The sequence below is a fragment of the Mesorhizobium vachelliae genome (assembly GCF_033977325.1).
Classification (GTDB): domain Bacteria; phylum Pseudomonadota; class Alphaproteobacteria; order Rhizobiales; family Rhizobiaceae; genus Mesorhizobium; species Mesorhizobium vachelliae.
This window is the reverse complement of record NZ_JAVIIR010000012.1, coordinates 201,923-220,963: the sequence shown is the minus strand read 5'-3', so window position 1 is coordinate 220,963 and position 19,041 is coordinate 201,923. Positions and strand designations below refer to the sequence as shown.

General features: G+C 60.9%; 22 protein-coding genes. 16 read left to right on the top strand and 6 right to left on the bottom strand.

Annotation, left to right across the window (positions count from 1 at the left end; translation table 11 throughout):
• The first annotated feature begins 15 nt into the window (after positions 1 to 15).
• The 3 genes from RFM41_RS24210 to RFM41_RS24200 all read left to right on the top strand — a co-directional run bounded on the left by RFM41_RS24210 (position 16) and on the right by RFM41_RS24200 (position 2,893).
• Positions 16 to 624, top strand: coding sequence for a CDP-alcohol phosphatidyltransferase family protein (locus tag RFM41_RS24210; RefSeq protein WP_320253004.1), 609 nt, complete (start codon positions 16 to 18; stop codon positions 622 to 624).
• A gap of 283 nt (positions 625 to 907) precedes the next feature.
• Positions 908 to 2,032, top strand: a complete 1,125-nt coding sequence (locus tag RFM41_RS24205) for an aminotransferase-like domain-containing protein (protein ID WP_320253003.1) — start codon at positions 908 to 910, stop codon at positions 2,030 to 2,032.
• A gap of 42 nt (positions 2,033 to 2,074) precedes the next feature.
• Complete coding sequence (locus RFM41_RS24200; RefSeq protein WP_320253002.1) at positions 2,075 to 2,893, top strand: class I SAM-dependent methyltransferase; 819 nt, start codon at positions 2,075 to 2,077, stop codon at positions 2,891 to 2,893.
• A gap of 92 nt (positions 2,894 to 2,985) precedes the next feature.
• On the opposite strand, the gene RFM41_RS24195 is transcribed toward RFM41_RS24200, so the two are convergent.
• From RFM41_RS24195 to RFM41_RS24175, 5 genes are all read right to left on the bottom strand, one after another.
• Complete coding sequence (locus RFM41_RS24195) at positions 2,986 to 3,750, bottom strand: HpcH/HpaI aldolase family protein (RefSeq protein ID WP_320253001.1); 765 nt, start codon at positions 3,748 to 3,750, stop codon at positions 2,986 to 2,988.
• 43 nt (positions 3,751 to 3,793) lie between these two features.
• Positions 3,794 to 5,062 (bottom strand): extracellular solute-binding protein, encoded by a 1,269-nt coding sequence (locus RFM41_RS24190; RefSeq protein WP_320253000.1) that lies wholly within the window; start codon positions 5,060 to 5,062, stop codon positions 3,794 to 3,796.
• Between the two features lie 31 nt (positions 5,063 to 5,093).
• The gene (locus RFM41_RS24185; protein ID WP_320222804.1) at positions 5,094 to 5,930 is read right to left on the bottom strand and encodes a carbohydrate ABC transporter permease; all 837 of its coding nucleotides are present in this window, start codon (positions 5,928 to 5,930) and stop codon (positions 5,094 to 5,096) included.
• Positions 5,927 to 6,784, bottom strand: a complete 858-nt coding sequence (locus RFM41_RS24180) for a carbohydrate ABC transporter permease (protein ID WP_320253018.1) — start codon at positions 6,782 to 6,784, stop codon at positions 5,927 to 5,929. Before RFM41_RS24180 ends, RFM41_RS24185 begins: the two co-directional genes overlap by 4 nt.
• A 110-nt stretch (positions 6,785 to 6,894) precedes the next feature.
• Positions 6,895 to 8,070: an ABC transporter ATP-binding protein gene (locus RFM41_RS24175; protein ID WP_320252999.1), complete on the bottom strand. Its 1,176-nt coding sequence runs from the start codon at positions 8,068 to 8,070 to the stop codon at positions 6,895 to 6,897.
• Between the two features lie 394 nt (positions 8,071 to 8,464).
• Between RFM41_RS24175 and RFM41_RS24170 the strand changes: the two genes are divergently transcribed.
• The 7 genes from RFM41_RS24170 to RFM41_RS24140 all read left to right on the top strand — a co-directional run bounded on the left by RFM41_RS24170 (position 8,465) and on the right by RFM41_RS24140 (position 13,617).
• Positions 8,465 to 9,373 carry a LysR family transcriptional regulator gene (locus tag RFM41_RS24170; protein WP_040980212.1) on the top strand — a complete coding sequence of 303 codons (909 nt, stop codon included), beginning with the start codon at positions 8,465 to 8,467 and terminating at the stop codon, positions 9,371 to 9,373.
• A 117-nt stretch (positions 9,374 to 9,490) separates the two neighbouring features.
• Positions 9,491 to 10,408, top strand: coding sequence for a phosphonopyruvate hydrolase (locus RFM41_RS24165; RefSeq protein WP_320252998.1), 918 nt, complete (start codon positions 9,491 to 9,493; stop codon positions 10,406 to 10,408).
• Positions 10,409 to 10,768: 360 nt separating this feature from the next.
• Positions 10,769 to 11,017 carry a hypothetical protein gene (locus RFM41_RS24160; protein ID WP_320252997.1) on the top strand — a complete coding sequence of 83 codons (249 nt, stop codon included), beginning with the start codon at positions 10,769 to 10,771 and terminating at the stop codon, positions 11,015 to 11,017.
• A 314-nt stretch (positions 11,018 to 11,331) separates the two neighbouring features.
• Positions 11,332 to 12,057, top strand: coding sequence for a helix-turn-helix transcriptional regulator (locus tag RFM41_RS24155; RefSeq protein WP_320252996.1), 726 nt, complete (start codon positions 11,332 to 11,334; stop codon positions 12,055 to 12,057).
• 87 nt (positions 12,058 to 12,144) lie between these two features.
• Complete coding sequence (locus RFM41_RS24150) at positions 12,145 to 12,813, top strand: acyl-homoserine-lactone synthase (protein ID WP_320252995.1); 669 nt, start codon at positions 12,145 to 12,147, stop codon at positions 12,811 to 12,813.
• Complete coding sequence (locus RFM41_RS24145; RefSeq protein ID WP_320252994.1) at positions 12,813 to 13,064, top strand: transcriptional regulator domain-containing protein; 252 nt, start codon at positions 12,813 to 12,815, stop codon at positions 13,062 to 13,064. The genes RFM41_RS24150 and RFM41_RS24145 overlap by 1 nt, the downstream gene beginning before the upstream one ends.
• 40 nt (positions 13,065 to 13,104) lie before the next feature.
• The gene (locus RFM41_RS24140) at positions 13,105 to 13,617 is read left to right on the top strand and encodes a DNA -binding domain-containing protein (protein WP_320252993.1); all 513 of its coding nucleotides are present in this window, start codon (positions 13,105 to 13,107) and stop codon (positions 13,615 to 13,617) included.
• A 24-nt stretch (positions 13,618 to 13,641) separates the two neighbouring features.
• On the opposite strand, the gene RFM41_RS24135 is transcribed toward RFM41_RS24140, so the two are convergent.
• Positions 13,642 to 13,908 (bottom strand): DNA -binding domain-containing protein, encoded by a 267-nt coding sequence (locus tag RFM41_RS24135; RefSeq protein WP_320252992.1) that lies wholly within the window; start codon positions 13,906 to 13,908, stop codon positions 13,642 to 13,644.
• Between the two features lie 122 nt (positions 13,909 to 14,030).
• On the opposite strand from RFM41_RS24135, the gene RFM41_RS24130 reads away from it, so the two are divergent.
• From RFM41_RS24130 to RFM41_RS24105, 6 genes are all read left to right on the top strand, one after another.
• Positions 14,031 to 14,243 carry a helix-turn-helix transcriptional regulator gene (locus RFM41_RS24130; protein ID WP_320222794.1) on the top strand — a complete coding sequence of 71 codons (213 nt, stop codon included), beginning with the start codon at positions 14,031 to 14,033 and terminating at the stop codon, positions 14,241 to 14,243.
• Positions 14,244 to 14,640: 397 nt separating this feature from the next.
• Positions 14,641 to 15,603, top strand: a complete 963-nt coding sequence (locus RFM41_RS24125; protein ID WP_320252991.1) for an ArdC family protein — start codon at positions 14,641 to 14,643, stop codon at positions 15,601 to 15,603.
• Positions 15,600 to 15,746 (top strand): hypothetical protein, encoded by a 147-nt coding sequence (locus RFM41_RS24120; protein WP_320252990.1) that lies wholly within the window; start codon positions 15,600 to 15,602, stop codon positions 15,744 to 15,746. Before RFM41_RS24125 ends, RFM41_RS24120 begins: the two co-directional genes overlap by 4 nt.
• Before the next feature lie 136 nt (positions 15,747 to 15,882).
• Positions 15,883 to 16,290, top strand: a complete 408-nt coding sequence (locus tag RFM41_RS24115) for a DUF2958 domain-containing protein (RefSeq protein WP_320252989.1) — start codon at positions 15,883 to 15,885, stop codon at positions 16,288 to 16,290.
• An 87-nt stretch (positions 16,291 to 16,377) separates the two neighbouring features.
• The gene (locus RFM41_RS24110) at positions 16,378 to 18,108 is read left to right on the top strand and encodes a ParB/RepB/Spo0J family partition protein (RefSeq protein WP_320252988.1); all 1,731 of its coding nucleotides are present in this window, start codon (positions 16,378 to 16,380) and stop codon (positions 18,106 to 18,108) included.
• Between the two features lie 537 nt (positions 18,109 to 18,645).
• Complete coding sequence (locus tag RFM41_RS24105; RefSeq protein ID WP_320228044.1) at positions 18,646 to 18,969, top strand: DUF736 domain-containing protein; 324 nt, start codon at positions 18,646 to 18,648, stop codon at positions 18,967 to 18,969.
• Positions 18,970 to 19,041 lie beyond the last annotated feature (72 nt).

Sequence of the window (19,041 nt, the reverse complement as noted above, 5' to 3'; positions counted from 1 at the left end):
GCGAGGGAGGTCTCGATGATCCGCCTGCTTGTCGATCCGGCAAATGCGATGACCGCCATGGGCCTCGCACTCTCCTCGATCGGCATCGATTTCTCGATCGCCGGGTTTCCGGAGATCGGCGTGGCAATCGTTTTGTGGGCGCTCTTGGCTGATCATTTCGACGGTGTCGTCGCGCGGCGAATGCGAGGCAGCCGTTCGGCGCAAACGGGAGAGGTCGGCAAGAATTTGGACTCACTCGCCGATCTCGTCAGCGCTGGAATTTTTCCAGCCGTGACCCTGATCGTCGTCGGGCACGGATCGCCACTGTGCGTTGTTTGCGGAGCCGTTCTCGTCGTCGCCAGCGCCTTGCGGCTGAGTTTCTTCAACGTGGTCGGGTCTCCGACAGGGCGGTTCGTCGGAGTGCCGACCAGCTGGGTCATGCCGGTGACGGCGATTCTGTTCTTGCTTCGTCCCACTCTCCCCGAAAGTATTTTTGCGAAGCTGTTCGCATTCCTCCTCATCCTGCTCGCCATTCTCCACGTCTCGCCGGTTCGCGTGCCTAAAACCGCGGGCTTCATGTATTTGGTCGTGACGGCGTTTTGCGTCGTTGCATCCGCGGCGCTCGCATTTCGGGGCGCGTCTTGAGGTTGGCGGAAAGTGCCGCGAGCACGGCAGGCCGACGTGCCCTTTGTGTCCGGGCGACCGTGCTCAGCCATTGCGGCAGGCCGACGTAGGGCTGAACAATCGATAAGGCATGTCACATCGCGCTATGTTTCCTCATTCGTCCATCGCCAATGTTGTATGATGCAGCTTCGCGCTTGGCCCTGTCGTCCCCGAGGTCGCTCGCCGGTACGTTCGCAAACGACGACAGCCACGACTTCAAGCTTCTTGCCCCTTGTCGGCACCCACGAAAACCAGGGAGCGCCTCATGAGCCGTCCGCGAACCAGCGCAATCGATCTTTCCACCGCGCTGCCGCCGTGCCCATCTTTTCTGGGAGAGGCTTTGTCTCGATCCCTCGTCCAACTGGCCTCGCAATCGCAGCTCCACTGGCGGATCCGGAAAAATCGGCCCGGTGGAGAGGAACGGGATCGCGAGATCGGCTCCATATGGATAAAGCCGCGCGTCGGTGAGATCCTCCCCGCGGATCGCATCCTGGTGACCAACGGCACCCAAAACGCGCTCGTCGTCATACTGCGGCACTTGTGCAAACCGGGTGACGTCATTGTGGCGGAAAAGCTGGCTTATCTCCTCATACGTCCGATAGCCTTGTCGCTCGGCCTTATCGTAATCGGTGTCGAAATGGACGCCGAAGGGGTCGAGCCGGCCGCGCTCGAGGCTGTATGTCGGCGAGCCAGTCCCAAACTTCTCTACTGCACCCCGACAGTCCAGAATCCCACCACGGCAGTCATGTCAGCAAGTCGGCGAGCCGAAATTGTCCGCGTGGCACGAGCGCACAACATTGCGATCATAGAAGACGATGTGCTCGGCCGTCTCCATCCGGAAGCACCACCATCACTGTACGCCCACGCCCCGGATACCACCTGGTACATTATGAGCGTTTCCAAGTGCTTCGCGATGGGCCTTAGATTGGCCTATCTGGCGATACCCGAGGGCCTCGCGGCGGCAGATGTCTTCAGGCCGCATCTAAGATCGTCGTCGATGTTTGCCAACTCTTTGTCCTGCGAGCTCGTTGCGCATTGGGTCGAAGGGGACAACGCTGGGCAAATCGTCGACACCGCGCGTGTCGAAGTCACGGCAAGGCAACAATTGGCCCTGCAGCATCTTGGCCGATCCGGCGCCAAAACCGTGCCGGGGGCTTTGCACTTGTGGATAGAACTGCCTCAAAATGCGAGCTGTGACGCAGTCGTCGAAGCCGCTCTGGCGGCTGGCGTCCAGATTAGACCCGCCAAGGTTTTTTCGGTGGACGATCAGCCACCTCCCAATGCGATCCGCGTGGCGATTACAGGTCCCCAGGATTACGCGCAGCTTCATGCCGGTTTGTCGATCGTTGCGGAAATCCTTTCCGACCATCTCTCACACGACCCACCATGAAGACGTTAAACAGTGCATCCATCAAGACAAGGAATACGGGAAATGAGCACAACAGACCGTCAAATAATGACCACCGCGCCTGCGGATCTGTTTGCGGGAGCCGCCTACTATTTTGCGCGCTACCAAGCAGACTATCCGACCGCGATGTTCGATTTCTTGACGCAAAATTACCTTTCTGGCCGAGAGGCCGTCTTGCTCGATCTTGGCTGTGGAACGGGCCAGATCAGTGTTCCGCTTGCTCGATTTGCCGATGAAGTCATCGCCGTGGACCCCGATCAAGGTATGATCGATGAGGCGCGCCAATACGCCGCCAGGTCCGGCGCTCGCAACGTCTCCTTCGTGACTGGAAAATCCGAGGAGCTTGGCTTGGACATCGGCCCGTTTTCACTGGTCACGATAGCAGGCGCGTTCCATTGGATGGATCGGGAGCGGGTCCTGAAGTACCTCGAGAAGGTGGCGGCGCACGGCTGTGCTATCGCTGTCATTTCGAGGCACCGTTCGAACTGTTCACCCGATGATTGGTGGTTGGAACAACTCGCCTATACCGAGGCTTTCTGGGGCGGTTTCTTTCCGGCGGGCAGCGAAGGTATCCGACCTGCCTTGAAGGTCGCGAATGGTGTCATCCTTGCCCGTTCTGCCTTCAGCGACATTCAGGACAAAAGCTTTCCTTACGAATATCATTGGGATCTGGATTCGCTCGTCGGCTATATCTTGTCCACATCCAAGGCTTGCCCTGGGGTACTCGGCGACCGACGGCCGGCATTCGAGGATGGCTTGCGGTCCCGACTCTCGGCGATGTCGCCCACCGGAACGTTCATCGAGCGCGGCGTCGCTTCTTTGCTCTTGGCAGCGCGGCCATAACGAGCAGTGTCTCGCCCGTTGGGGCGCGGATCATCTCAGCCTCGTTCAGCATGTCGCGCCGAGGCTTGGCGGGACATGCTGAACGGCTGATATCATGCAGAAACCGCTTCCAGTTTATATGGCGACTGCTTCAAACGACCAAGGAACTCACGAGCGCCATAGCTCAACATATGGTTCGCATGATCATAAACGAGCCGAACGCCCTTATCGACGAAGGACCCCACGTCGCTATGGTTGACGAGCGTGCCGCAGATCTTGCCTGCGTCCACTATCGTTTTGATCGCACGATCGACGACTTCGGCAACGGCTTGCGGCTTGTTGCCTTGCTGCCATTCGTAGGTGATGGGCTGAGCGCCGATCGTGAGGGCCAGGTCCCCAGGAGCAACCAAATAGGCGTCGACGCCTTCGACGGCCATGATTTGCGGCAAGTTGTTGACTGCCTCGATGGTCTCAATCATCAGGATAAGCAACCGGTCCTGGTGATCGAATGGCGCGGAGAACCTGAACCGGTCCACGATGCTCTGCGCTACTTTCGCGTCCGACACCAGCGGGATCATTAGACCATCGACGCCGCATTCGAGATACTTGGTCACCATCCATGGCGAGGGATCTTCCGGCCGCAGGATCGAAACGATTCCCGACAGACTCGAAGCGCGCGCCATCTCTTCCACCCGTTCCGGACCGGCCGAACCGTGTTCACAGTCGATGAGGACGGCATCGAACCCGCATTCAGCCAATTTTTCCACTAGGCTGGGCGACGGATGACTGGAGTGTACCAGGGTGCCGAAGCCCCCGGAACGGAGTTTTTCTTTTAGCGCCCGAGAGGCCGACAAGTCACGCTTTAGGAATGATGCCATTTGATAAAACCTTTTGATTGAGGAGTGGTTGGGATCAGGTCGGTCAATGCAACGGCAGCAGATCGGAGACGTCACGTCCCATCTGCTCCAGTGCCTGCTTGGGCGCGACTTTCAGCAAAACCACCGACGCCAGGTGGTTCTTTATCACGGTGGTGATCTTGACTGAGTTCTCGCCCGGGAACGCTTCCCATGGTCCCATCACCGACAACGCCGGGATCAGCGCCTGGAGGTTGGGACGCGATGCATAATATTCCCGGAGCGCTTCGGTGCCGAGCGCGAGATCGTTGGCCGGGAGATAAGCCGTGCGCGTCGCCACGATCGTCTGCCCCGCGACACCTGAAGCGAACTTCATGAACTCCCATGCCTTTTGTCGCTGCTCCGGATCCTTGGAGAACATGATGCTGATGGGTCCGGCGGCGGGCAGGTGACCGGCTTCATTGGCAACCGGGAACGGCCGCATCGCAATTTGAAACTGTCCTTCGGCGCGTTTGGCGATAGCCGCGTAACTGCTGCTTGAAGTGCACAGGATGCCGATCTGACCCGCAGAAAATGCCTGTCGTGCCTGATCGCGTGACATGTCCGTTCGCGCTTGTCCGCATGCGCCGAAATCCCGCAAAATTCCAAGAGCGGCGAGCCCTTCGGGCCCGACAAATCCGACGTTGCGTTCGTCATCGGCCAAGATGCGGCCGCCAAACCCATTCAAGAGGCAATGGAACGTCCAGTTGCCACCGTTGTCGTACTCCATAAACGCGCCCACGACCTGGCCTTTGCCCATGGCATCGAGTTTGCGGCCCAGCGCCGTGATTGCTTCCCAGGAGTCCGGCGGCTCGCTGACCCCAATTCGCTTCAAGAGGTCGAGGTTATAGAGGATCACCGGCATCGAGACCGCAAAGCCAAGGCCGTGCATGCTTGCTCCAAAGCGGCCGATTCGTGTCACGGCCGGTGAGAAACTTTGTCCCCAACCGGCTTCGTTGCGCTGGTAATCATCCAGGCTTTGCGCAAGCTTTCTGTCGGCGAATACACGAAGACAGTTCGGGCTGATGAACAGGACGTCCGGCAGTTCCCCAACCATTGCCGAACGCAGCACGGTGGTGACGGCGGTCTCATCCTCTCGAATCGAGGTGTCTATGTTCAACGCAACGTCATGTCCCGCCTGATAGGCAGCTCCCAGCGCGGAATACATGTCGGCGAATATGGAGGGGAGCGCGACTACGCGCAGCGCATCCGAGGGCGCCGCGCGCGCGACAGACCCCGTGGTAAGGAAGATGGATGATGAACCGGCGAGAAAATGGCGCCGCGTGATTTCGAACATTGGTTGATCCTCATTGTATTGTGAGCTGCGTTCATTTCACTGACCCACCAGTCATTCCCTCCACGAACCACTTCTGCGCGGCCAGGAATGCGATGAGCAAAGGGGCGACGACCAGTGTCGATGCGGCCATCAATGGGCCGTAGTCATTCCCGGCCTCTTCGTTCTTGAAGGCCATGATCCCGAGCGGCGCAGGCATCAGGTTGCCGTCGCGTACCGCAATCAGCGGCCAGAAAAGATCGTTCCAGTGAGCGACAACCGAGAAGATGGAAAACGCGATGACGGCAGGCAGCGCCATCGGCACCATGATTTTCCAGACGATGGCAAGTTCGCACAGGCCATCAAGCCGAGCCGCGTGGACAATGTCGTTCGGGATCTTCTTGAAGAATTGGCGCAAGAGAAAAATACCGAACGGTGAGACGACGTATGGAATAACCAGGGCCAGGTACGTGTTCAGGATGTCGAGCTTGTAGCAGAGGATGAACAAGGGAAGGGACAGCACCTGGTGCGGCAGAAGCAGCCCGACGAGAACCATGGCGAAAATGAAATCGCGACCCCAGAACTTGAGCTTGGCCAGAGCGTAAGCCGCCGGCGCGCACACGAGAATTTGTGCTGCCAGGATCAGCGCGCAGACAAGGAGGCCGTTGCCCATGTACCGCGGCAGAGGCACCGAAGTGATCGCCTTGGCGTAATTGTCGACACCATAAAATTGTGCCGGAAGGACCGAGAAGGTCGCCCGAAAAATCTCACCAGGCGATTTGAGCGACAGGCTGACCATCCAAACGAAGGGTACGAGAATGAATGCGGACGTGAGGACCAGCACGCCGTGGCGCAGGATGGCTGCCGCAGGAGAAAGGCGGATCGCGCTCATTGATAGTGTACCCGTTTGTCCATGCTACGCGCCTGGAGCAACGTCAGCGCCACGACGATTGCGAGAAAGACGATGGCGACCGCGGCGCCATAGCCCGCGCGCAAATATTCAAAACTTTCCCGGTAGATCGTGAAAAGCAGCATTTCCGAGGAGTGGCCCGGGCCGCCTTGGGTCAGGATCTGGATCGTGTCGAAGGTTTCGAAAGCTCTAAGCGCCACAACGATGACGACGAACATGGACACCGGTCCAAGCATTGGAAGGGTGACGGTTCGCAGGCGATCGAGCCACTGATCGGCCCCGTCAACATCAGCGGCGTCGTATAAATCGAGCGGGATCGACTTCAGCCCCGCCATGAAGAGCACCATGGCGTAACCGAGATTCTGCCAGATGCCGATAACGGCGAGAACAGGCAGGGCCGTCGTTTCGTCGCGCAGCCAGTTGGCGACAGGTAAACCAAGGGCCGCGAGGCTGTGGTTGACCAGGCCGATGGTGGGATGGAGCAAGGCCTCCCACGAGATCGCCATTGCAGTTGCCGTGGCCATGAAGGGCAAGAAATGAACTGCTCGATAAAGAGCGCGGCACGAATGGCTGCTCTCTATGAGCAGCGCGATCAAAAGTCCCGCAAGGACGGTTCCCGGAACAACCATCACTACATAGACGATAGTATTGATCAGCGACGCTCGAAAACCCTCGTCAAAGATGACTTCGCGGAAGTTTGCGAGGCCGACGAAGGAAAGCGAGCTGGCCCCGAACTGCCAGTCGCTAAACGCTATGACAAAGACGCCGATAACTGGCAGGAAGAACAGAACGACGAGAAAGATGAGAGCGGGCGCAATCAGTGTCCAACCCCACATTGCCTCATGCAACGAGTGTCTTCGTAGCAGCGAGACGCGCGACGATAGCTTCCCCGCGACCCCTTCCGCAGGCTGGGCAAGCCGACTGACAGCATTTAGGCTTGCGCTCATCAGGCCCATTCCCTGACTGGTGTGGACGAGTGAGCGCGCGAGACGTCTCGCGCACGAACCCGACGACCGTCGCTGTTGAAGACGAGCAGCTGGTCCGATCTGACTGAGACATGCAGCGTCTGTCCGGTGACAATATGGCGTGCGCGCTCGGCGGAAAGCCTGGCTATCAACGGTTGCTGGAGGCCGCACGGGTCGAAATAAACGAACAAATCGGAGCCCATATGCTCGACCATGCGTACCGAGCCGGTGATCACGCCCGGGCCGGAATGTTCAGCAAACTGGAAAGCCTCTGGGCGGATGCCGACAGTGAATCTGGACCCCGGCGCTATCTCGCAAGCAACCGAAAGGGCGGAGCCCGCAAGATCGACCAAGCCTGGTTCGCGCATTGTTGCGTCCACGATGTTGATCTTTGGCGATCCGAGGAACTCAGCCACGCGGATGTCGTTCGGGTCGGCATAGATCTCCTGGGGCGGGGCAACTTGCAACATCTCGCCGTCGCGCATCACAACGACACGATCGGACAGCGTCATCGCTTCCGCCTGGTCGTGCGTCACATAGACAAATGTCACCCCAAGGCGCCTGTGCAGGTCCTTGATCTCGGCACGCATTTGGACCCTCAGCTTGGCGTCGAGATTGCTGAGCGGCTCGTCCATCAAAAACACGGCAGGATGGCGCACCATGGCGCGACCGACCGCCACCCGCTGACGTTGTCCGCCCGACAGTTGTCCCGGTTTGCGATTGAGCAGATGCGCAATTCTCAGCGCTTCGGCGGTGCGAGAAACCTCCATCTCGATCCCGCTTGTCACCGGCCCGGAGCCTGGTAGCCATCGGCCGATGAGCGGCAGGCGCTGCGCGCGGCTCAGTCGTCGCATTCGCAACGGCAGGGCGATGTTCGCGGCGACAGTCATATGCGGGTAAAGCGCATAGGATTGGAACACCATCGCCACGTCGCGACGCTTCGGGCGTACTCCATCCACCACACGACCGCCAATCTCGATGCTGCCTGTGTCCTGGACCTCGAGTCCGGCCAGTATGCGCAACAATGTCGATTTTCCGCATCCCGACGGGCCGAGAAGGGTCAGGAACTCGCCATCCGCAATCGAGAGCGAAACGTCATGCAGCACCCTTGTGGCCCCGAACGACTTGCGGATATTTGTTATGGTAATCCCACTCACGCGGCGACCTCCTCATTCCTCACGGAAGCGACGACACGGCCAACTGACCTCGTCGCCGCGCACCACGGATGGTAAAGGACGCAGCGCTCAAGCGGTCTGATAGACCAGCTGTCAAACGTGCCCAACGCAAGACGATTGGGTAACCTGCGCCAGATTTGATGGCGACATGCAATGCGAGCTGTCGGCTCACGTTGCGCAAAGCAATAAGTAACAAAGCCGAGGCTATTGAGTGGAAATGTCATGCACCCATCCTGGGGCCGGAACTGATGGCTACGCGGTACCGCCGGGACACGACAGTCCGGTGACAAATATCGAATAATGTGATGGATGGTCCCAGTTTGGAGATGAATGGCCGTAAGGGATCAGCCCTCCAACTATTTTTCCGGAGCTACCGATGACGAGCGAAGACGAAGCAGTGCCTTTGAACGCAATCCGCGCTTTCGTAACGATCGTGCGCGAAGGAAGCCTGACGCGGGCAGCTAACGCATTAGGCACGACGCAGAGCTCAGTCAGCCGCTACCTAGCGGTTCTGGAAGGATATCTCGGGACAGACTTGATGGAACGGCGGGGCAGGCGAAGCGAACTGACCGAGTTTGGAAGATTATTCGCCAACACTGTCTCGGAGCCGCTCGATACAGTGTGCTTCACCGCTCAAAGAATGCGGCGGCGGACTCGGCCGAACGCCAACAGGATTGTCGTGCGCACATCACTTTCGACTTTTGCCTATTCATTCTTGATCCCAAATCTTCAGGCATTCTCCACCGAAATGGGCGGCGTGATGGTTGACGTGATCAGTTCGCTTTCGCTGCCGACATCCACCGACGATTTCGACATCTTGATTACACGCGACCTTTCGGTCGTCGAACCTGCCGATCATTGGGAAATCTACAACGAGCAACTCGTGTGTGTCGGCTCTCCAAATCACATAGCGGGCAAAAGTCTTTCGGTCGTTCGCTCGATGCCGATAATCAACGTCACATCTCGTCCCGACATACTCCCCACCTGGCTGAGAGGGATGAATCTGACATCAAGGGATATCAAGTCGGGCGCGCGATACGATCACAATTACCTTGCGCTGCCTGCCGTCATGACAGGAAAAAGCCTTCTTGTAGCGCCCGAGATCATCGTCAGTGACCTGGTGCGCACTGGCGCTTTGAATGTGGTGCCGGGATCGCTTACGCCAAGCGGTATGCAATACCGGGCCTATGCGGTCGATCGCTCTGACAATCCCGAACTCGCTCGCGCCTTTTGCCGGTGGTTGGCTCGACTGTGTAAGAAGGCGGCGATTTCGGAGGCTCGTTAATATCGCATTCGGCTATGGAAAGGTCTCAAAAATCGATCAATCCGTTTGATTGCCAACGACGTCGCTGAATACAGGTGGCAGTAATTCGATCATTCGTCGATTCCAGAGGCGAGCAAGATGCTGCAAAGTCAAAGCCCCAAGCACATCTCCGGAGCCTCCACGCTGACGAGCAGGGCATCTCTGCGAGCCCATATCTGCGCCGGCCATCTGGCCCACGTCATGGCGGCGCACAGTCCCTTGTCGGCAATCCTGGCCGAGGAGGCAGGCTTCGATGGCATCTGGGCCTCCGGTTTCGAACTTTCCGCTCTTTATGGACTGCCCGATGTAAGCCTTGTCTCCATGACGCGGCACCTCGACATGGTCCGTTCGATGGCCGAGCAATCATCGCTGCCGATCATAGCTGATATCGACACCGGCTTCGGCAACGCCATCAACGTGATCTACGCCATCGAGCAATACGAGCGTGCGGGCGCCGCCGCGGTGGTCATTGAAGACAAGGCTTTTCCAAAGGTGACGAGCCTCCTGGCAGATGGTCGCCAGGAACTCATCCGGACCGAGGAATTCGCGGGAAAGATTCGGGCGGCCGTTGCCACGCGCGCAGACGCGGACTTCCTCGTCATTGCGCGCACCGAAGCGCTGATCGCCGGACTGGGTGAAGCCGAGGCCCTGAAGCGGGCCAGGGCGTATGAAGAAGCTGGCGCGGACATGATCTTGATCCACTCCAAGCGCAAGACGCCCGACGAGGTGGAAAGTTTTGTACGAGCATGGCGCGGCGAAGTTCCGATAGTCATCGTGCCGACGGCCTACCCGGAAATGAACGAGTCGCGCATCCGCGCGCTCGGCAAGATTGCGATGGTGATCTATGGCAATCATGCCATTCGAGCAGCGGTCACCGCCATGAAGGACGTCTTTGCCCGCATCCGCGCCGACGGCGGTATTCACCGCATCGACCCCGAAATCGTGCCCGTGGAGGAAATCTTCCGACTGCAGAAAATGGACGCCGTCAAAGCGAACGAGGATAGGTTTCTGTGGTGACGTCACCAGGGCTACTTTCCGGACCATCGAAAATAGGTCTGAGGATGACCTCCTGATGCAGCCAAGTTCTTACCGTTTCTGCATCTTCGGTGTCGGGTTCGAGGTGCCGAGCTCATTTCGGTTTTCAGTTCGCAATGCGGGCACTGAGCTTCAGGCGCCCGCGTGTCTCTCGCGGCAACGGATTTTTCGATGCTATGGCTTGCGGCCGAGTTTTGTTGTCTTTCCATCCATGGAGCTCAGGCTGCTGCATGGTTCGGCGCCACCATCGTGCGAGCAGGCGCCGCTTGGCCAGCTACTTTTCGCGCGAGGTATGCCTCGCTGGTGCCCTACGGCAAATGATGCAATGGAGGTTTCGCCGAATTGAAAATTTTCGAAAGGCTTGAAGCGTTGATCGATGCGCCGGGCGCGGAAACGGTCAATGAGGCACGCTCGATGCTGCGTCAGTTCGAGTCGGTCGTGACTGCCGACGCGATCCACCAATTCTTGCTGGATCTGATGACCTTGGTGTTTGTGGTGGACGCTGCTCCTCAAAATTATCACGCGGCGGTGCGCAAGCTCGTCAAGGTCCGGCTGGCAATGCTCAAGATGCTTGGCGAAGCCTCGGCGTGAGCACCGGCCAAGCAAGCCTGTCGCGTGGCGCAAGCACTATCAGCCGGATGGCGAAACGGCTGAAAATCTGTCGCGGCTGCACGTTGAATGGCGCGTGCCGCGGATCCGGTGTCATCGCCTGTCGGTTCGAATTGGATGCTGAAGAGGTTCGAATCGGCATTCTCCCATCGTTGGAATGCCAGCCGGAAGGTGACGGACTGGCCATCGCGTAACGCTCCGTGCCGGCGAACGTGGCCATGTCACCTTGGCAAGCTGCCCGCCGGCTTCCGCGACTCCGAATGCCACGCGGCGGAAGGGTCTGGGGACGACTAGGCATGCAATTTGTCTTCGAGACCTTCCTGGAGCAGCTTTCGGAAAGCGTCGATGAGACGGATTTCCGCGACGCGATGGCGCGTGCTGCCGCGGCATTCGATCTCGTCAAATTCGCCTATCTGTGCCTGCCGCCACGGGCGCCGGGAAAGCCAAGGCTGATCTCGAACTATCCGCCACGCTGGACCGCTCATTACCTGAGCAACCATTATCACGCCATCGATCCGGTGATCGCGCGGGCGCAGGGCGGCCAATGCCCGTTTCTGTGGGGGCTTCACTACAGCCGAACCGGGCTGTCGGATTTCGAGCAGAAGCTCTTCGACGAAGCGGCCGCGTTCGGCATCCGCTGCGGTTTCACCATCCCGATCCTAGACAAGCGGGGCAACGTCGCCGCCATGAGCTTTGCCGCCGACGGGCTCAATCCGGCCCTCCTGCGGGTGACCGAGCGCTACCAAGAGGCATTTCGCTTCATGGCGACCTGCTTTCATATCTGCGTCCGCCGCAAGCTCTCGGCCGATCGGGTGGTCAATGGCGTGCAGCTGACGCCGCGCGAATATGAATGCCTGGAATGGGCCGCGCAGGGCAAATCCGCACGCGACATCGCCTCGATTGTTGGCATCAGGCGCCGCACCGCCGCCTTTCACCTGGAAAACGCCAGGAAGAAGCTTGGGCTGCGCACCCGCATGCAGGCCGTGGCGCAATTCTCAGCCGCCAGAACGGGTCTCGGCTGACCAGGCACCTGTACCGCTGTACAGGCTGCTTCGGCCTGACGCCTGGCCTCCAATGGCAGGGTCAATCCCGCCAGGAGGCCGATAATCATGCTGCAGCTCATTGCTCCCGAATGGTACGGCGACTTCGCCGACGAGCTCCACGAAATGCACCGTCTGCGCCACCGTGTCTTCAAGCAGCGGCTGGACTGGGACGTCGACACCAGCGGCGGCTACGAGATCGATCGCTTCGACGCGCTGAAACCCCACTATCTGCTGCTGCGCGGCTCAATTGGCAGCGTCGACGGCTGCGTCCGCCTGCTTGCCTCGACCGGGCCGACCATGCTTGGCGATATCTTTCCGGCCCTACTGGACGGGCGGCCGACGCCGCAGGATTCAAGAATCTGGGAAAGCAGTCGTTTCGCGCTCGACCTGCCGCCATCGGCCGCCAAGGGGGCAGGCGGCATCGCTATCGGCACCTACGCGCTCTTCGCAGGCATGATCGAGTTCGGCCTGTGGCGAGGTCTGAGCCGCATCGTCACCGTCACCGACCTGCGCATGGAGCGCATCCTGCGCCGGGCCGATTGGCCGCTCGAGCGGCTCGGCGAGCCGCGCGCGATCGGCCCCACCAAAGCCCTGGCCGGCTACCTCGAGGTCTCAAGCGAGCGCCTCGATGCCATTCGCCGCAATGGCGGTCTTGCCGGTCCGGTGCTGTGGGCGCCGGTCAATTCACGAGGCCGCATGATGGCTTCGCTTCATGCTTCAGGCGGAGAGACCTGATGAGCCTGCCAGAACCTGAAGCCGACCGGCCGGACTGGCGCGATGAGCGGTCCTATGACTACACCCTTGAGCTGACGCGGCGCGGCTGGGCCTGGGAATTCCTGCGGCGCAATCCGGCCTTCCGGGATGATCTGTCCCACGCATTGGAACGGGCGAGGTCCGTCGATCAGCGGCCGTCGCTCGACGTCATTTTATCCTCCGCCGACCTGTCGCGCTGGGGGCTTTTGTTTCGCGTCCTCGATGCACCGTGACGCAGCCACGTTCTGGTGTCCGAGCCGATGCGCTCAGGTCTTGCCGGTCGTCGCCGAACAGGTGTCCTCCTCGCCGGCCATGCCGGCATTCGAACCGGCGAGTCTTCCCTGCCGTGCGAGTGTGCTCAGGCTGGTTGACAGCACCCAGCATCTCCTGCTGCACAGCGCCGGCCGGCAGCTTCAGCTCGCCGTTTCGGGGTCGAGTATCCTCGGCCCCGTTCGGCTGCGCGCCGATGCGGTCTGGCCGGCCGGTGAGTGGCGGCAACGCCTCTGGGCGCTGAAATGCCTCAATAGTCTCGTTGCAGGGGGACGCTTGCCGAAAAGACTGTTTGCGCCGGAAGCGCGCGGTCGTCGCCTAGGCTTTGTTCTGCGGGCTCTTGACGGCTCAGTTGCGGGCGCCTCGTACCGAGACATCGCCGAAGCGCTGATTGGTCAGACGCGTGTGCGGGCCGACTGGACGGATCCGCGCGACCATCTGCGCGATCGCATCCGACGTGCCGTGGCACGGGCTCGCGTGCTCATGAATGGCGGCTATCTCGACTTTCTTGCCTAACCTGTCTTGCGCCATATAAATGCGTCACCTGGTGAACAGCTCCCTGTAGCCCGTCGTTACCATCCAGTTCGCCCGGTCGAGATGGCTGCGGGCCGCATTGCGGGCGCGTTCTGGTTCGCGCTCCGGATCGATGCCGAGGATCAGATCGGCCATCTCCTCGTAGCTGGCGTCATCGGCGGCGGCATCCAGCAAGCGCATATAGATGGTGAAGTGCTCCTTGTCGTAAGCCGTGAGGCTGTCCGACCATGGCGCTTCATCCGCTACCGGCATAGTCGAGTGAGGCTGCCTCATCGCTGATTCAATCTCCCAGAGCGGTCTCGCAAAACCCGTCCGCGAGTGGATCGAGACGCTTGGTGTGGAATACATATTATAGTTGATAAACTCAAGGAGCCTGATCCGCTGACTTCTCACGCATGGACATGCGTCAGTTGGTCGGTCGGAATGTGATAAGGATCAGGCTGAAGAAAGGTCTGACGCAGGAACAGCTCGCCGAAGTTTCCGGCTTCAGCCAGCAGTATATCAGCGGTCTGGAGAAGGGCCGCCGTAATCCGACGATCGTCACCATCTATGAACTGGCATTGGCGCTTGGCGTCAGCCACATGGATCTGGTTCGTCCCGACAAATAATCGGTCTTGGCGTGCAAATTGCTGGGCACCTGCGCGCCTCAAGGCGCGCATCGGGTGCTCGTGAACCGAGCCCGCTTGTCTTCGCGTCGCTCAGGCGGTCTCGGCCATTCGGCTTCGCCCCCTGGCGCGGGCAGCCCTTGCGGGCTGTGCCGGTCACCGCCCCAGGGGCGGCGTTGTTTTTTGATTTGGCCTTCCCGGCGACGCGGTGTGGGCGGCTCTCCCTTCTAGGCCCGCCGCGGCGGCCCGCAACCCTTCGCTCGCGCTCCGGGTCCTCCACTTGCGTTCCGGTCCTTCGGATGCAGGCCACCTCTGACGGCGGGCCTTTCCGGTCGTTTTTCGCCGCCCACCCCGCTTTGCGGGGAAGGGCGCGGCGAGATTGGCGAGCGGAGATTTTATTATGCGCAAGACCGGCAAACATGGCGCTAGCGGAGAAGTTGGCGGCAAGAAGGGCGAGCCGCTTAAGGGCAGCCTTTATTCCGAGATCACAGACCGCATCATCGCCGATCTGGAGCGGGGTTGCGTGCCTTGGGTGAAGCCTTGGGGCAGCGCCAAGGCCAGCCTTGGCCTGCCGAAGAATGCCGCCACGGGGCGCGGCTATTCCGGCATCAACATCCTCATCCTGTGGGGCGCGGTCATCGAACACGGCTATGCCGGCCAGAACTGGCTCACCTTCCGGCAGGCGCTTTCCCTCGGCGGCAATGTCCGCAAAGGCGAGCACGGCACGACCATCGTGCATGCCGATCGCTTCATCCCGAAAAACGAGAAGGAACGCGCCAAGGCGGAAGATACCGAGCCGCAGGCGGTGCCTTTTCTCAAGCGCTTCACCGTCTTCAATGTCGCGCAGTGCGAGGGCCTGCCCGACGCGCTTTACAGCCAGCCCGAGCCGCTGCCCGAACGCCACATCATCCCGCATGCCGAGGCGCTTGTCCGCAAAACCGGTGCCGATATCCGCATCGGCGGCGACCGCGCCTTTTACATGCCGTCTGCCGATTTTGTTCAACTGCCGCCGCAACCGGCGTTCTTCGAGCAGATCAACTATTACCGAACCTGCTTCCACGAGCTTGGCCATTGGACCGGGCACCCAACGCGGCTTGCGCGTGACCTCTCCGGCTCGTTCGGCAGCAAGGCTTATGCGCGCGAGGAACTGGTGGCCGAGATCACGGCTGCCTTTACCTGCTCGAGCCTCGGCATCGAGCCGACCGTGCGTCACGCCGACTATATCGCCTCATGGCTCGAGGTGCTGCGCGAGGACAACCGCGCCATTTTCCGCGCTGCCAGCCTTGCCTCGAAAGCCGCCGATTTCCTGCTGGCCTTGCAGACGGATGCCGAAACCAAGATGCGCGAAGGGATCGCGGCATGAGCGCTCCCGATCCCGTTGCGCTGCAGAGCGAGCCGACGCCGCAACGCGAGCAGACGCTCGTTCCCGATGTCCGTCCGGCCGACCTTCCTTCGCCCGCCGAAGCGGGCTTCGCGAAGGCGGGTCACCGCCCGCGACCGGTTTGACCTTTTGATGGACGCGCCGATGCGCCCGCGCGCGGCGCAGGAAGACACTCGATTTCGGCCGCTTCGATGAAGCCAAACGAAACCAGCTCGACCTGTTCCGAGCCAGTGCGACTTATTCTGACGAGGAAGCTTTGCCATGATCCTGATCACCGACGAATTGCGCGCCCGCCTTTGCGCCAATGGTGCCGCCGAAATCGAAACCGACCATGTTCCGGTCGTCAAACTGTTCAATCCGGTCGGCGCCGCGACTTGGCTTCTGAGCGAACTCGACGCCGACGGCGACACGTTGTTCGGCCTTTGCGATCTCGGCTTCGGCTTCCCGGAACTGGGCAGCGTCAGCCTCGCCGAACTGCAAGCCTTCAAGGGACCGCTTGGCCTCGGCATCGAGCGCGATCTCTATTTTCGTGCGCGATTTCCGCTCTCAGTCTATTCCGAAGCCGCGCGCCTTGCCGGCCACATTACCGAGGCCGAGCGGCTTTTGCGGCAGGCCGCCGCCGCTCTCGAAATCCCCACTCCCGAGCTTCCGCCAGACCGGGCGGAATGACCGCGCCGCCAGGCGCACAACATCCCGCCGCTCGGCCTGCGGCCTCGCGGTGGGGCTTTTGAAAGCCCAGACAAAGGAGAAAGACCCATGCAACTTGCCCATATTTCCATCGACCAGTTGAGCGTTTCCGCCATCAACATGCGTCATTCAAAGCGCGCGCCAGACATATCCGACATCCTGCCGTCGGTCAGGGCGCGCGGCGTGCTCGTGCCGCTTCTGATCCGGCCCAATGGCACGCCGGACAGCTTCGAAATCGTCGCCGGGCGGCGGCGCTATTTCGCAGCCAAAACGGTCGCCGACGAGCGCGGCGAGGCCGAACCGCTGCCCTGCGCCATCATGGAAGAAGGGGACGATGCCGATGCGCTGGAGGCTTCGCTCATCGAGAACATCGCCCGCCTCGACCCTGATGAAGTCTCGCAGTGGGAGACCTTTACGCGCCTGATCAAGGAGGGGAGGGGCATCGCCGACATTGCCGCCACCTTCGGCCTCACCGATCCTCAGGTGAAGCGCATTCTGGCGCTCGGCGACCTGTTGCCGAAGATACGCGAAGCGTATCGCCGCGAGGAGATCGACACCGAGACGGTGCGGCATCTCACCATGGCTTCCAAGGCGCAGCAGAAGGACTGGCTCGCGCTTTATGCCGACCCCGATCAACATGCGCCACGCGGCTGGCAATTGAAGCAATGGCTGTTCGGCGGCCAGTCGATTTCGACCAAGGTGGCGCTGTTTCCAATCGAGGACTATCCCGGCCTGATCGTCTCCGACCTGTTCGGCGAGGACAGCTATTTCGCCGATGCCGACCTGTTCTGGCAAAAGCAGAACGAGGCCATCGCGGCGAAGCGCAGCGCCTATCTCGAGGCCGGCTGGCCCGAGGTGGAAGTGCTCGAACCCGGCCAGTATTTCCATTCGTGGGACTACGAAAAGACGCCGAAGAAGAAGGGCGGCAAGGTGATCGTCACCGTCTCGCAGCGCGGCGAGGTGGAATGTCATGAGGGCTACCTGTCGCGCAAGGAAGCCCGCCGCGTCCGCGCAGAAGGCGAGTTTGGTGAGCAAGCCGAACCGCGTGCCAAACCGTCGCGTCCCGAGTTGAGCGGGCCGATGCAGAACTATGTCGATCTGCACCGTCACGCCGCCGTGCGCACCGCCTTGCTCGATCATCCGGGCGCAGCACTGCGCCTGATGGTGGCGCATGCCGTCGTCGGCTCGAGCCTGTGGACGGTACGCCCCGAACCGCAGCGCGCGGCCAACGAAACGGTGGCCGCCAGCATCGCTGCTTGCAAGGCCGGAGCGGCGTTTGCCGAGAAGCAGCGCGAGGTTCTGACCCTGCTCGGTTGTGTCGATGAGGATGGTCCAGTCGCCGGCGGCAATTGCGACGACTTTGCGCTGGCCTGCGTCTTTGCCCGTCTGCTGGCACTCCCACACGACGATGTCCTGCGCGTTCTGGCGCTGGTCATGGCCGAGACGCTTTGCGCGGGCAGCGCGATTGTCGAAGCGCTCGGCAATCATCTTGGCCTCGACATGCGCGGCCATTGGCAGGCCGACGATGCCTTCTTCGAGCTGTTGCGCGACAGGCAAGTCGCCACCGAAATCCTCGCCGATGTCGGCGGCAGGCTCGTCGCCGATGGCAATTCTTCGCAGAAGCTGAAGACGCAAAAGAAGATCATTCGCGACTTCCTTTGCGGCGAGAACGGCAGGCAAAAAGTCGACGGCTGGCTGCCGCGCTGGATGGCATTCCCGGTGTCGAGCTACACGGACCGTGGCGGTTTGCGCACCGCCGATCAGTGGGCGAAGGTCCAGACGCTGTTCGTGTCGGAATGATCCTCGCATGGCGGGCGGCGACGTTTTCTGGCGTCGCCGCTCGTGCGCCAACCGGGCAGCATTTATCGCTCGGCAAAGTCTCGAGTAGACCGCAGCGCCGGTCCGGTTTCAGCCGCGCGCACCGGCCGATGGATTTCGAAAACACCCGGCCCGCTGGTGGTAATCTGGCGCTTTTGTGCCTGGCACGATAGCGCTGGCACGGCGCTGGAGCGTCCGCAAACCTGTCCTCGGCTAACTTCTGCCTGGCTACCGCGACCGCGTCTTCGCGACATCTCCTTTTGCTCGTGCGAGCACCATTCCCCTGCCGCTGGCTTGATGACCTATGGGCGGATCCGGCCCGCCCGAAACCCTCGGCCAGCAGCTTTTTTCCCCGCCGCCTGCGGCGGCTCCTCGCGCCCGCTTCGCTTCAAAAAAGCTGCCCGCTCGGGTCCTCCGCTGCCGCTGCGGCCCTCCGGGTTCAGCCGGCCCAGACGCGCCCATCACGGTCCGCCATCGCAGGGGAATGGTCCCCGGCGACAAGCAAAAAGGAGACTTGAAATGACCGCGATCGGATACGTTACCAAGCAGGACAACGGCGCCTACAAGGGCCAGCTCAAGACGCTCAGCGTCCGCGCCGAGATCGCCATCGTGCCCAACCAGTCAAAGAGCGCCGACACCCATCCTGACTTTAGGGTGCTGACCCAAGGCGTCGAGGTCGGTGCCGGCTGGATCAGGATCGGCGAGGCATCCGGCAAGGACTATGTGAGCCTGTCGATCGCAGCACCGGAGTTCGGCCCGCGAAAACTCTACGCCAATCTCGGCCGCGCCGCCGGCCAGGATGACGACGACACCTTCGCCATCATCTGGAACCCGGCCGACTGACGCAACAGGCCCCCGCGCCACCGGCGCGGGGGCTCTTTGAGCCGAACTGAGCCAGCCCGCAGGGGCGGCGAA

Excerpts from the sequence above, each read along its gene's own strand:
- RFM41_RS24135 (WP_320252992.1), bottom strand. The coding sequence starts at position 13,908 with ATGAGGCAGCCTCACTCGACTATGCCGGTAGCGGATGAAGCGCCATGG.
- RFM41_RS24185 (WP_320222804.1), bottom strand. The coding sequence starts at position 5,930 with ATGAGCGCGATCCGCCTTTCTCCTGCGGCAGCCATCCTGCGCCACGGC.
- RFM41_RS24150 (WP_320252995.1), top strand. The coding sequence starts at position 12,145 with ATGCTGCAGCTCATTGCTCCCGAATGGTACGGCGACTTCGCCGACGAG.
- RFM41_RS24195 (WP_320253001.1), bottom strand. The coding sequence starts at position 3,750 with ATGGCATCATTCCTAAAGCGTGACTTGTCGGCCTCTCGGGCGCTAAAA.
- RFM41_RS24165 (WP_320252998.1), top strand. The coding sequence starts at position 9,491 with ATGCTGCAAAGTCAAAGCCCCAAGCACATCTCCGGAGCCTCCACGCTG.
- RFM41_RS24115 (WP_320252989.1), top strand. The coding sequence starts at position 15,883 with ATGATCCTGATCACCGACGAATTGCGCGCCCGCCTTTGCGCCAATGGT.
- RFM41_RS24170 (WP_040980212.1), top strand. The coding sequence starts at position 8,465 with ATGACGAGCGAAGACGAAGCAGTGCCTTTGAACGCAATCCGCGCTTTC.
- RFM41_RS24180 (WP_320253018.1), bottom strand. The coding sequence starts at position 6,784 with ATGTGGGGTTGGACACTGATTGCGCCCGCTCTCATCTTTCTCGTCGTT.
- RFM41_RS24130 (WP_320222794.1), top strand. The coding sequence starts at position 14,031 with ATGGACATGCGTCAGTTGGTCGGTCGGAATGTGATAAGGATCAGGCTG.
- RFM41_RS24105 (WP_320228044.1), top strand. The coding sequence starts at position 18,646 with ATGACCGCGATCGGATACGTTACCAAGCAGGACAACGGCGCCTACAAG.
- RFM41_RS24120 (WP_320252990.1), top strand. The coding sequence starts at position 15,600 with ATGAGCGCTCCCGATCCCGTTGCGCTGCAGAGCGAGCCGACGCCGCAA.
- RFM41_RS24155 (WP_320252996.1), top strand. The coding sequence starts at position 11,332 with ATGCAATTTGTCTTCGAGACCTTCCTGGAGCAGCTTTCGGAAAGCGTC.
- RFM41_RS24205 (WP_320253003.1), top strand. The coding sequence starts at position 908 with ATGAGCCGTCCGCGAACCAGCGCAATCGATCTTTCCACCGCGCTGCCG.
- RFM41_RS24145 (WP_320252994.1), top strand. The coding sequence starts at position 12,813 with ATGAGCCTGCCAGAACCTGAAGCCGACCGGCCGGACTGGCGCGATGAG.
- RFM41_RS24210 (WP_320253004.1), top strand. The coding sequence starts at position 16 with ATGATCCGCCTGCTTGTCGATCCGGCAAATGCGATGACCGCCATGGGC.
- RFM41_RS24110 (WP_320252988.1), top strand. The coding sequence starts at position 16,378 with ATGCAACTTGCCCATATTTCCATCGACCAGTTGAGCGTTTCCGCCATC.
- RFM41_RS24190 (WP_320253000.1), bottom strand. The coding sequence starts at position 5,062 with ATGTTCGAAATCACGCGGCGCCATTTTCTCGCCGGTTCATCATCCATC.
- RFM41_RS24200 (WP_320253002.1), top strand. The coding sequence starts at position 2,075 with ATGAGCACAACAGACCGTCAAATAATGACCACCGCGCCTGCGGATCTG.
- RFM41_RS24125 (WP_320252991.1), top strand. The coding sequence starts at position 14,641 with ATGCGCAAGACCGGCAAACATGGCGCTAGCGGAGAAGTTGGCGGCAAG.